This is a genomic window from Chryseobacterium sp. VD8 (assembly GCF_037149975.1).
Lineage (GTDB): Bacteria > Bacteroidota > Bacteroidia > Flavobacteriales > Weeksellaceae > Chryseobacterium > Chryseobacterium indicum.
The window spans coordinates 1-10,838 of record NZ_JBBCQL010000155.1; the positions used below are offsets into that span (position 1 = coordinate 1).

General features: G+C 37.0%; 13 protein-coding genes. 5 read left to right on the forward strand and 8 right to left on the reverse strand.

What is annotated here, in order from left to right; translation table 11 throughout:
• The 4 genes from WFK35_RS15605 to WFK35_RS15620 all read right to left on the reverse strand — a co-directional run.
• Positions 1-180: ExbD/TolR family protein (locus tag WFK35_RS15605; RefSeq protein ID WP_336733372.1), on the reverse strand; the 180-nt coding region annotated here is incomplete at its 3' end.
• Between the two features lie 57 nt (positions 181-237).
• Positions 238-942 carry a MotA/TolQ/ExbB proton channel family protein gene (locus tag WFK35_RS15610; RefSeq protein WP_336733373.1) on the reverse strand — a complete coding sequence of 235 codons (705 nt, stop codon included), beginning with the start codon at positions 940-942 and terminating at the stop codon, positions 238-240.
• Positions 943-1,117: 175 nt separating this feature from the next.
• The gene (locus WFK35_RS15615; protein ID WP_214587731.1) at positions 1,118-1,579 is read right to left on the reverse strand and encodes a hypothetical protein; all 462 of its coding nucleotides are present in this window, start codon (positions 1,577-1,579) and stop codon (positions 1,118-1,120) included.
• Between the two features lie 209 nt (positions 1,580-1,788).
• The gene (locus tag WFK35_RS15620; RefSeq protein ID WP_336733374.1) at positions 1,789-3,855 is read right to left on the reverse strand and encodes a hypothetical protein; all 2,067 of its coding nucleotides are present in this window, start codon (positions 3,853-3,855) and stop codon (positions 1,789-1,791) included.
• 362 nt (positions 3,856-4,217) lie between these two features.
• On the opposite strand from WFK35_RS15620, the gene WFK35_RS15625 reads away from it, so the two are divergent.
• The 4 genes from WFK35_RS15625 to WFK35_RS15640 all read left to right on the forward strand — a co-directional run bounded on the left by WFK35_RS15625 (position 4,218) and on the right by WFK35_RS15640 (position 7,556).
• Complete coding sequence (locus tag WFK35_RS15625) at positions 4,218-6,014, forward strand: DUF885 domain-containing protein (RefSeq protein ID WP_336733375.1); 1,797 nt, start codon at positions 4,218-4,220, stop codon at positions 6,012-6,014.
• Between the two features lie 58 nt (positions 6,015-6,072).
• The gene (locus tag WFK35_RS15630) at positions 6,073-6,462 is read left to right on the forward strand and encodes a DUF1398 domain-containing protein (protein WP_336733376.1); all 390 of its coding nucleotides are present in this window, start codon (positions 6,073-6,075) and stop codon (positions 6,460-6,462) included.
• 64 nt (positions 6,463-6,526) lie between these two features.
• The gene (locus tag WFK35_RS15635) at positions 6,527-7,108 is read left to right on the forward strand and encodes a hypothetical protein (protein WP_336733377.1); all 582 of its coding nucleotides are present in this window, start codon (positions 6,527-6,529) and stop codon (positions 7,106-7,108) included.
• A gap of 7 nt (positions 7,109-7,115) precedes the next feature.
• On the forward strand, positions 7,116-7,556 hold the full coding sequence (locus WFK35_RS15640; RefSeq protein WP_235132154.1) for a DinB family protein: 441 nt from the start codon (positions 7,116-7,118) through the stop codon (positions 7,554-7,556).
• Between the two features lie 95 nt (positions 7,557-7,651).
• On the opposite strand, the gene WFK35_RS15645 is transcribed toward WFK35_RS15640, so the two are convergent.
• On the reverse strand, positions 7,652-8,272 hold the full coding sequence (locus WFK35_RS15645; protein ID WP_076394093.1) for an endonuclease III domain-containing protein: 621 nt from the start codon (positions 8,270-8,272) through the stop codon (positions 7,652-7,654).
• 33 nt (positions 8,273-8,305) lie between these two features.
• Here WFK35_RS15645 and bcp point away from each other — a divergent pair, with 33 nt between their 5' ends.
• Positions 8,306-8,752 (forward strand): thioredoxin-dependent thiol peroxidase, encoded by a 447-nt coding sequence (gene bcp / locus WFK35_RS15650; RefSeq protein WP_336733378.1) that lies wholly within the window; start codon positions 8,306-8,308, stop codon positions 8,750-8,752.
• A gap of 119 nt (positions 8,753-8,871) precedes the next feature.
• Here the strand turns inward: bcp and WFK35_RS15655 are convergent, their stop codons facing one another.
• The 3 genes from WFK35_RS15655 to WFK35_RS15665 form a co-directional block, all read right to left on the reverse strand.
• Complete coding sequence (locus tag WFK35_RS15655; protein WP_336733379.1) at positions 8,872-9,417, reverse strand: GNAT family N-acetyltransferase; 546 nt, start codon at positions 9,415-9,417, stop codon at positions 8,872-8,874.
• On the reverse strand, positions 9,374-10,051 hold the full coding sequence (locus WFK35_RS15660; RefSeq protein WP_336733380.1) for a hypothetical protein: 678 nt from the start codon (positions 10,049-10,051) through the stop codon (positions 9,374-9,376). Before WFK35_RS15660 ends, WFK35_RS15655 begins: the two co-directional genes overlap by 44 nt.
• Before the next feature lie 31 nt (positions 10,052-10,082).
• Positions 10,083-10,838: mannose-1-phosphate guanylyltransferase (locus WFK35_RS15665; protein WP_336733381.1), on the reverse strand; the 756-nt coding region annotated here is incomplete at its 5' end.

Sequence of the window (10,838 nt, forward strand, 5' to 3'; positions counted from 1 at the left end):
CACCAAAGGATTCGGAATATTGTCTGCTGCGGTATCTGCTTTTGGTAATTTCACATCGATCGCACTTTGGTTGGCTGCTGAAGAAGTTACCATAAAGAAGATCAGCATCAGCAAGATAACGTCTGTCTTCGCTGCTAAACTGAATTCCGGGTTTGCTTTATTTCTTCTCTGAATTTTCATCTGTTGATTCTGATTTTATGTTTGTCAGATGGAACCTTTCGGTTTCATAAGAAAAAATTATAACGGTTTATTGATAAGGTCTAAAAATTCGCCGGACATGTTTTGCGCTTTCAGTACAAATTTATCAATTCTTGTTAACAATAAATTGTAAAAAAAGTTTGCCGGAATTGCCACGGCAAGACCTACTGCCGTTTGTCCCAATGCTGTATAAATACCTTCAGACAATGTTTTCGGAGAGAAAGATCCCGTTGCATGAGATAAATTAAAGAAAGCGATGATCATCCCGATTACCGTTCCTAATAATCCCAACATCGGAGCAATACTTGGAACTACCGCCAAAAGATTCAGGTTCTTTTCCATATTGGCAACCTCAACCTGAGCCTGAGATTCCATTGCACTTACGATATCAGAAACAGGGCGTCCCAGTCTGGAAATTCCTTTTTCTAAAATCCTTCCTTCCGGAGAATTCTGTCTCTTGCAGTAATCCGCCGCAGATTCAATTTTACCTTCTTTAATAAAATCTTCAATGTTATCCATGAAATTGGCATCTGTTCTTGAGGTTAATCTTTTAATAAAGAAAAAACGCTCAAAGAAAAGATACACGGAAAAAACACCGAGCAGCAACACGGTTACCATCACTATTTTAGCGAAAGCTCCTCCGTGAAACATGATTTTCCAAAATGAGAATTCTAAATCGTCTGCCGCTACTGCAGGTGCAGCAACCTGGGCAAATAAAATCTGAGTAAGTTCCGTTAACAGCATTAAAGTGTATTTTTATAAAGGTTGTAACGACAAAAGTAATGGAATATTATGAATTGAACTCTTAAAAATTGCTTAAAAACAACTTAAAGTTTATTATTTTCATAAACAGCAAATTTCTTACCAAAAATGATTTGAAAAGAAATCTGATATAAAAAAGGGGGATAAAGAAAGATAATTAATCTTCGTCTACCTCAATTTCTTCCTGCTTAAATTCACATTTCAGCCTGAAAGGAATGGGCGTTTCTGATCCGGTGTAGAAATCATCAATGGTTCCTTTCCAGATTACCTGAAGCTCTCCTTCTTCATTTTTCTCAAACTGAAGCTCGTTATCGTAAATAAAAGCCTCTTCGTCATCAAAAAGGTCTACTTCCGTATAAGTATCTTCATCAGAATCATTAATGGTGATGGTTTTTCCCTCTATTTCAGCAGAATCAATAGGAAAATCGAACACTTCAAGAGAAAGCTGTGGAAAGTTATACTGTAATGAATCATCCTCTACATGATCCAGACTGTCATCCGTAATAATTTCAACCTCTAGGAAATGTTGTTGGTTGCTGTAGACCGCCTTGCAATAAGTATTTCTGATATTGTACTTTAGCGTTTCGTCCGGATGGTAAATTTTTAAAATCCCTTTCATTATTTCTTAAAAAAAAGAGCGGTAATAATATGATTGTTAAACGTTTTCAACAAAGATAAAAAATAGATTGAACGTGAAAAATTTTTTGAAAAGTATTTTTAAAAAATCTGTTTTAAATTTAATGTAAAGAGACTTTAAAATTTAAAGTTCATAAAAAAGTGCCGCCTTTTGATAACGACACTTCTGTAAAAAATTATTATCGAAGAAGGTTATTCAATTTTTTCGGTTTTATTTTGAAGCTTATCCATCCTTGCATTGCCTGATGAACCTGAAGATCTTTCAAATTTCAGTTCAGAACCATTCCAGTGGACAGGTTTTCCTTTTGAGGAAGTATCAGCTTCATTATGAAGTACGGAGCTCATATTTTCGTCATAGTCCTTCGCCAGAATTTCTTTTGGAACCGAAACATTTTCAAGACCTTTTCTCGTTCCTACAGCAATATAGGAGAATTTTACCTGACTGTTGTCATCCGTTTTAACACTGAATCCTGTTTTTGAAGGTTCCTGCTCAAGATAAATCGAAGAACTTTTCCCGATCGGAGTAATTGTTACCACGACAGAATTTTCGGCTACCAGATCGGAGAATTTTTTGTCGAATGACACACTCACTCTGCCGCTCGCATCAACAGCTGCGGTTCCTCTTGTGTAAATGTCCGCTGTTGTAGATGTCGGAACATAGGTAGTTACTCTTTCTGCACTTCCTTCCACCGTGCTTACGTTAGCGATTATATTATTTGTGTAAGTAGCTCCGTCAACATACATTCCGTAACGGCTTCCGCTTGCATTAATCCCGTAAACATTTCCTCTGAAAGCAGCTCCCATAAGATCACCAACTCCCATTACACCGAATCCTGAAGCATCAGAACCTGCAAATCTTCCGGTTCCGGTAGACATGGCGGCATTTCCGTAAACCCCTGCATTAGCCGATGCTGAAGTTCGGTATCCCAATATTCCAAAAGTACCAGAAACCTGCGAGTTCCCCAATACTCCACCGGATCTGTCAACTGCTGCTGCACTTGAAACAGAAAGCACTTCTCCTAAAACACCGAATATATAGGTGTCTGTAGCTGCAGTAGTGGTTGCATTACCCATGGAGCCATACAGCGTTGCGTGTGCTAAAGTAGTCGCTGCAGAACTTGGTCCGGAATAGCCACCCCCTGCATTATTTCCTGCCGCACTTCCAATTATTCTATCCCCCCAAACCATTGATCTTCTTGTAGAAACAGATGTAGAAGCATCAGATCCGGCGGCATCAGCGCTGGCATAAACTCCACTTCCTGCTCCGCTATGCAAAATGTAAACACCCGCATTATTATTTGTTGTATTACCATTCTGAACTCTGAAACCTTCTCCTGTTCCTGTCTGATTAATAAACCCTCCAACTGCAGGATTACCGGAAGCCATTGTAATATTTAATCCTCTTGAATTCGCAGCTGTTCCATTTTGATTAATTACCAACGCCCTGTCTAGAGTAGCGGAACTCATATCAATATAAAATCCTTTGGATCCTGTGCCGGATAAACTTCCCGTATCTGCGGCACTGCTGGACTGACTTATAATTGCCGCGGGCTGATTGGTGGTGCCTGATTCCGAAATATGAATTTTTGCCGAAGGAGTTGCTGTCCCGAACCCTGAGTTTCCGTTATTAAGGAGAGACATTCCGCTTCCGGCAACATTACTCGGCTGAAATCTCACAAAAATACCGCCCGCCGCAGAAGGTGCCGCATTGTTGATGATTCTTACCAATCCATTGGTTGAGTTCAACGAAGTACTTGCGGAAGTAATATCCAGCAAAGTTCCTGTGGTTAAAGCATTTGCTCTTAATGTGAGAGGAACCTGAGTAGTTGCTGTAGTCCAATCCCATGTCTGGGCAAAGTTTTTGCTGTCTATAGAATTATTCGCAGTTCCGTCAATAAGACCGGAAATCGGCACTTTTGCGGCTGTTCCAAAATTGTTAAGAGCCACCCATTTTGTTAATCCGAAATTATAATAATAAAATCCCGGAGCTGTAAGATCAATGGTGCTTGCCGTAAGACTGGATGCTGCACTCGTTGCGTAAATGATCATAGAATTTTGGGCACTTCCCAAAAGATTCTCCATGTTTTTAATCTGGTCTCCCGTTAATCTTGGAATTAAAATACCTTCAGGCTTTGTCCCGCTGGTTTTTGCAATAATATCAAAAGTTGTATTAGGCGAAGCTGAATTTACACCAATCTGGGCATACACTGTTGAGACTCCTGTTAAAGCAATCACGAGGTTAATTAGTTTTTTATTCATATCTCTTTGAATTATTTATTCCCATGAAATTAATCAATTATCAATATATTTTGCAACAATTTTAATCATTCATTAATGAATTATCAATATAGAAAAAATTAATAACACAAGTAATATGACATAAATAATTCAATTTTTATAATAAAAAATCAATATAATATATTTTTTACATGAAAAAAAATAAAACATAATTCATATAATTTAACATCTATATTTAAAATTTTAAAATTCAAAATCGATAATATTACTTTTTTACATTAAAACCCGTTTAGTTGGTTAATTTCATTTTTATAGTCTTAATTTTCTCACAGAGAAATTTTACATTGATATAATATTTATTTTTGTCCATTAAAGATTATGAAATGAAAAACATCATCTCAAAAACAATTGTAGGAGCCGGTTTAATTTTAAGTCTGGCATCGTGTAAGAAAACAGATTCTCCTTTAACGAAAGTTACTCCATCTAATTTGGACACCATCGCTTCCAATTATTATGAGCAGTATTTAAAGCTTTATCCTTTGGACGCTACTTCTCAGGGGGACCTGCGGTACAACGATCAGCTTCCGATTAATATTGATAAAGATTTTATATCCGGAGAGGTTGCCTTTTACCGTTCTGTGGAAAAGCAGCTGGAAAATGTAGATTATAAAAATCTTTCGGATGATGATAAGGTTGTGTATGATGTACTCAACTTTACACTAAAAGACAAAATTGAAGCTTACAATTATCATCCGGAATATATTCCTTTTACTCAGTTTGGCGGTCTTCCGCTGAATTTCCCTTTGTTTGGAAGCGGTGAAGGAAGCCAGCCTTTTAAAACAGAAAAAGATTACACCGACTGGCTGAAAAGAATGGAAAAATTTCCGGAATGGATGAACGCCGCAACTGAAAATTTCCGCGAAGGCATTAACAATAAAATGGTTTTGCCTAAAAAACTGGTGGTAAAGATGATTCCTCAGATGAGAGCAGAAGAAATTACAACAACCGATCTTGATAAAAATATTTTCTACGGACCGATCCGGAAGTTTCCGAAAAGTTTCACAAACGAACAGAAAGAAAAGTTCTCAAAGCTTTATCAGGATGCCATTGTACAGAAAATTATTCCTGCATATACAAAAATGGGTGACTTTTTAGAAAAAGAATATTTACCAAAAGCAAGATTAACAGACGGTTACAACAGCTTACCTAACGGGAAGGAAATTTATCAATATTATGCAAAAAGCTGGACCACAACGGATAAAACACCTGAAGAAATTAATAAGACCGGACTTCAGCAGGTTGCCATGCTCCGCGCTGAAATGGAAAAAGTAAAACAGCAGGTTGGTTTTACGGGTACACTGGAAGAATTCATCAATCATGTAAAAACAGATCCGAAAGCAATGCCTTACAAGACTTCAAATGAAGTTTTGGCTGCATTCAACGGAATTTTAACGAAGATCACTCCAAAGCTGAAAACCATGTTCTCCGTAACGCCAAAAACGGGATTTGAGATCAGACAGACAGAAAAATTCAGGGAAGCAAGTGCAAGCGCAGAATATATACAGGGAACTCCTGACGGAAAAAGACCGGGAATATTTTACGTTCCGCTTCCAGATCCTTCAAAATTCAATGTGACATCAGGAATGGAATCTCTGTTTTTGCATGAAGCAATTCCGGGGCATCATTATCAGGTTTCTTTACAGCAGGAAAACACAAAACTGCCAAAATTCATGAGATTCGGATGGTTTGGAGCTTATGGTGAAGGATGGGCGCATTACTGCGAAACTTTAGGGCCTGAATTCGGGCTGTATACTGATCCTTATCAGAAGATGGGATATCTGAGCGACCAAATGCTGAGAGCGGTAAGACTGGTTGTAGACACGGGTCTCCACACCGGAAAAATGACCCGTGAAGAGGCGATTAAATATTTTTTAAGTAATATTTCCTATGACGAAGCGGGAGCAACAGCAGAAGTGGAACGATATATGGCAATGCCGGGACAGGCTTTAGGCTACAAAATCGGTTCGTTGAGAATCCGTGAACTGAGAGAGAAGTACCAGAAAGAACTGGGAAGTAAATTTAATTTAGCCAAATTCCATGATGAAGTTTTGAGTCAGGGCTGTCTTCCTTTAGATGTTCTGAACAGAAAAATGGAACTTTGGGCGAAAAAACAGAAATAATTTTTGCCGGGATCCCAAACAACTAAAATTGAATAATAAAAAAGTACAACGAAAAAAGATGTTTACAGTAGAACAAATTGAATCTGCTCACAGCAAAGTAAAAACAGGAGCAGATTTTCCAAATTACATCAAAGAAATTAAGGAATTAGGCGTGAAATCTTTTGAAACATGGGTAAAAGACAGCCATACCGAATATTTTGGAGAAAATGATTTTAAAACAACCTCAGAACCTCAATATAAAGATTTAGCAATCGCTGATCATTCTGACCAAGAAAAGTTTGTTCAGCAGCTTAAAAGTCATCAGAGAGGAGAGACGGATTATATGAAATTCTGTGAAGACTGCGCAGAAACCGGTATTGAAAAATGGATCGTGGATCTCGATAAGTACACCTGTATTTATTATGACAAAACCGGAAACGAAATCCTAACAGAAGAAATTCCTCATTAAAAAACTGAAGTCACAAATTAATTTTTGTGGCTTTTTGTTTAGTTTTATGTTTTAAAAACAAAACATGATAAAAGCATTTCTTTTTTTAATAGTTTCAGTTTTGGGATTGTGTTTTTTAAGCTGCAAATCTGAAAATAATAAAATTATACCGTCCGAAAAAATTACTGTTGATGAAAATTTAAGTAAAAATGATACATTTAAAATTCTCTCAAAATATCCTGAGCTTAAATTATTTAACAGTGAAAAAGTTGAAAGCGCAACAAGAACAGCTTATATTTTACAGATATCTAGTTTTTCTGATGGGTACAATCATACAAGATCAGTCAGTTTTGAAGATTATAAATGTAAAACTGAATACAAAGGAGACACCATCAATATCTGGCTTAATAATTATAACGGATATTTTGGAAACGGAGTTTTGGTAAAGATTTTTAATGATCAGTTTTTAATTCAAGATATTGACCCAAAAACATTAAAAGGCGAAATTAAATTTATCAATTCTCATCCGGTTTATCAGAAATTGGTTCTCAATAAGTACATCTTTCAAAAAAGCGACAGTATTTATGGGTTTATCGACTATGAGACGAAGCTGGATTCTCTGGTTACTAAAAATTTCAGAGGATATTTTAAAACAAAAATTAAATAAGAAAATAATGACAGAAAGTCTAAAATCGCTATTCCTAAGGGATTTAAATAAGCTGAAACAGGAAATTGAATGTTACCAGAATGAAGCAAACCTCTGGAAAACAGAGGAGAAGATATCGAATTCTGCAGGAAATTTAACGTTGCATATTGTGGGAAACCTCAGTCATTTTGCAGGAGCTGTTTTGGGAAATTCCGGTTATGTAAGAAATAGGGAACTTGAATTTTCATTAAAAGATGTTCCGAGAACGGAATTAGTTCAACAGATTGAAAAGACGATCGAAACGGTGACGATTACGCTTGAAAGGCTGTCTGATGAAGACCTCCAGAAGCAATATCCGCTTGAACCTTTGGGTTATGGAATGACGACGGAATATTTCCTGATCCATCTTTTCGGGCATCTGAGTTATCATCTGGGACAGATTAATTATCACCGGAGATTGCTGGATTGATTTGTTTGTTCATTTATTTAACCACCCCGTCAAAAATTCTTCCGAATTTTCGCCACCTCTCCAAAGGAGGGGAATTCAGGCTTCGGAAAATACTTTTATTTCTCGAACAGCATTTTGGTGATGAAATCTTTGGCTCCGTTTCCGCGTGCGGGAGAATATTCCCTTCCGTAGAAAATAATCTGAAGATGAAGTTTATTCCACACTTCTTCCTTCCAGAGTTTTTTGGCGTCTTTTTCGGTTTCCACGACGTTTTTTCCGGAAGTGAGCTTCCACTGAGTCATTAATCTGTGAATATGGGTATCTACCGGAAAAGCAGGAAATCCGAAACCCTGACTCATCACAACGGATGCGGTTTTATGCCCGACTCCGGGAAGGGCTTCCAGTTCTTCGTAGGTTTGCGGCACTACTCCATTGTGTCTTTCCAGAAGCAGTTCAGCCATTCTTTTAAGGTTTTTGGCTTTGGTGTTGGCGAGCCCGATTTCTTTGATTAATTCTTTAATCTGATATTCCTCCAGCTTTGCCATTCTTTGTGGGGTTCCTGCCACCGCGAAAAGCTCAGGCGTTACCTGATTTACCTTTTTATCGGTTGTCTGTGCAGAAAGTGCAACAGCAACCATTAAAGTATAAGGATCGGTGTGATCCAGCGGAATGGGAACTTCGGGATATAATTTTTCTAATTCGGTCTGTACGAGTTCGGCTCTTTGCTTTTTTGTCATGGAAGCATTAAATTTGAACAAAAATAAATCATTATGTTGAAAGTCGGAGATAAATTACCTCAATTTGAAGGAACCAATCAGGATGGCGAAACGGTACATTCTGAAAATCTGATCGGTAAAAAACTTGTTGTTTTTTTCTATCCGAAAGCCAATACTCCGGGTTGTACCGCTGAAGCATGTAATTTGAGAGACAATTATGCAGAACTGAATAAACAGGGATTTGAATTGTTGGGAGTAAGTGCAGATCCTGTAAAAAATCAGAAAAAATTCAGTGAGAAATTTGAATTTCCGTTTGATATCATTGCTGATGAAACCCGCGAAATTATTGAGAAATTCGGAGTTTGGCAACTGAAAAAATTCATGGGAAAAGAATTCATGGGAATTGTAAGAACCACTTTTGTTTTTGATGAAAACGGAATCTGTACAGAAGTTATCGATAAGGTAAAAACGAAAGATCACGCTGCACAGATTTTGAAATAGTTTTTAAATAATATCTTTAATTTAATCGCAAAAGGCTCAAAAGAATAAAAATCAGAGATCTTTAAAAACTGTTGAATCTTTTTTGTGGCTTTTGCGGTTAAATAAAAGTAAAAACTATATTATTCTGTTTCGTAATACATCAGTTCTTCCAGATCGTTGGGAATGGTGACGAATTTTTGAAATTTTAACCCCAGCTTTTCAATTAATTTCTGAGAAGAAAAGTTGTCCTTTGTTGTAATGGCAGAAATCTTTTTCAATCCGAAATCCTGCATTCCGACTGATTTTATCTTTAAAGCAGCTTCATAAGCATACCCTTTTCCTTCAAACTCATCTAAAAGTGAAAAGCCGATGTCTACCACATCCAATCCTTCCCTTTCGAAAATTCCTACCCCTCCAATTTTATGATTTCCCTCTTTGGTAAGCATTAAATAATTTCCATAGCCCAATCTTTCCATCTGAGGAAGAAAACGGTTTCTTACATAATCTTCTGCATCGGAAATGGTTTTCAGATTACGATCCCCGATGAACTGAATGAATTTCGGACGGTTGTAAAGATCCAGAATAAATTCCGCATCATCCAAAGCCATCGGACGAAGAATCAGACGTTCTGTTTCGTAAAAATTATTTCCGTTTGGTGGATCTTGTGGGTTTCTTTTTAGGCTCATCTTTGGGTTCTTCTTTTTTCTCGATCTTCAGCAATCTTGGGTTATTGGTGCATTTTTTATTATAAAGCTCAATGTATGAACCGTTATCTTTAGCTTCCGTAATCGCTCCTGTTGATTTACTGATGGTTAAAGTAAAGTGTTTTTTCTGATACGGACATTCTGTAGAAGTGAGTTTTCCTAAATTCAGATAATAATTGGATTTATCTTCGTAATAATTCGCCGCAATATCTCTGAATTCCTCATCAATAATGTAGCCGTCTGTAGCCGCAGAAATGGCAGCATCCTGAATATCATCGGGTTTTCCTACAAAGTTTTTAAGCCCTTCGAGAGTGGTAACGTATTCTGTTTTTCCGCCCGAAGCATAGACAATGTAGTAAAATTCATCCTCTTCTGCAATTCCTATATTAAATCCTGATGCTGGGGAAACATAATCAATTGGCGCTCCGGACTGTTTCAGGATTTGATCTTTGCCATAACTTTTGTGAATCAAAAGCCAGGAAGTTGCTTTAACATTCGGAATGATGTTTTGTAAAATACTGGAAACATTCGAAAAATGCTTCTTTTCCTGCGCGTAAGAAAATGTTCCCAAAAACAAAAAACCGAATACCCAGAATTTTCTTATCAATTTTATCATAATTACAGAACGAGAAAAAAAAGGAATTATTTTACATGAATTTATCTCCTTTCTTCAGGTTTTTAAGGTCTAAAACATAATCTTTTATGAGCTGATCGTGATCTCTCGGACAGATTAAAAGAGCTTTATCGGTATCTACAATGATGTAATTTTCCAGTCCGTCGATAACCACTGCTTTATTGTTATTCTTCATACGGATTACATTTCCTTTCGCATTGTAGGTAAGAATCGGCAGTTTAGAGGTTACTGCATTCAGATTCTCGTCTTTATCTGCATTTTCATAAACGGAGGTCCATGTTCCCAGATCGCTCCAGCCCAAATCTGCCGGAATTACATAAACATTCTGTGCTTTTTCTAAAATTCCGTTATCAATGGATATTTTCTGGACTTTAGGATAAATCAGTTCAATACAGCTTTTTTCACTGTCTGCATTATATTCGCAAGCCATAAAATGCTGTGTCATTTCCGGAAGATACATTTCAAAAGCATGATGAATACTTTTTACGCTCCAGATAAAAATCCCTGCATTCCAAAGGAAATCGCCGCTTTCCAGAAAACTTTTGGCAATCTCAAGAATCGGTTTTTCCGTAAAGGTTTTTACTTTATAATAATCGGAATCGTGCTTATCCACAAACTGAATGTATCCGTATCCCGTATCAGGTCTTGTAGGGGTAATTCCTAACGTAACGAGATATTCGTTTTTTGCAGCAATTTCAAAAGCCAGTTCTGCTTTTTTCAGAAAAGTTTCTTCTTTTAAAATTAAATGATCTGCAGGAAGCACAATCAT

What these genes read in the sequence shown, in the direction of transcription:
- WFK35_RS15625 (WP_336733375.1), top strand. Translation starts at nt 4,218, where the DNA reads ATGAAAAACATCATCTCAAAAACAATTGTAGGAGCCGGTTTAATTTTA.
- WFK35_RS15655 (WP_336733379.1), bottom strand. Translation starts at nt 9,417, where the DNA reads ATGAGCCTAAAAAGAAACCCACAAGATCCACCAAACGGAAATAATTTT.
- WFK35_RS15660 (WP_336733380.1), bottom strand. Translation starts at nt 10,051, where the DNA reads ATGATAAAATTGATAAGAAAATTCTGGGTATTCGGTTTTTTGTTTTTG.
- WFK35_RS15620 (WP_336733374.1), bottom strand. Translation starts at nt 3,855, where the DNA reads ATGAATAAAAAACTAATTAACCTCGTGATTGCTTTAACAGGAGTCTCA.
- WFK35_RS15640 (WP_235132154.1), top strand. Translation starts at nt 7,116, where the DNA reads ATGACAGAAAGTCTAAAATCGCTATTCCTAAGGGATTTAAATAAGCTG.
- WFK35_RS15645 (WP_076394093.1), bottom strand. Translation starts at nt 8,272, where the DNA reads ATGACAAAAAAGCAAAGAGCCGAACTCGTACAGACCGAATTAGAAAAA.
- bcp (WP_336733378.1), top strand. Translation starts at nt 8,306, where the DNA reads ATGTTGAAAGTCGGAGATAAATTACCTCAATTTGAAGGAACCAATCAG.
- WFK35_RS15610 (WP_336733373.1), bottom strand. Translation starts at nt 942, where the DNA reads ATGCTGTTAACGGAACTTACTCAGATTTTATTTGCCCAGGTTGCTGCA.
- WFK35_RS15615 (WP_214587731.1), bottom strand. Translation starts at nt 1,579, where the DNA reads ATGAAAGGGATTTTAAAAATTTACCATCCGGACGAAACGCTAAAGTAC.
- WFK35_RS15630 (WP_336733376.1), top strand. Translation starts at nt 6,073, where the DNA reads ATGTTTACAGTAGAACAAATTGAATCTGCTCACAGCAAAGTAAAAACA.
- WFK35_RS15635 (WP_336733377.1), top strand. Translation starts at nt 6,527, where the DNA reads ATGATAAAAGCATTTCTTTTTTTAATAGTTTCAGTTTTGGGATTGTGT.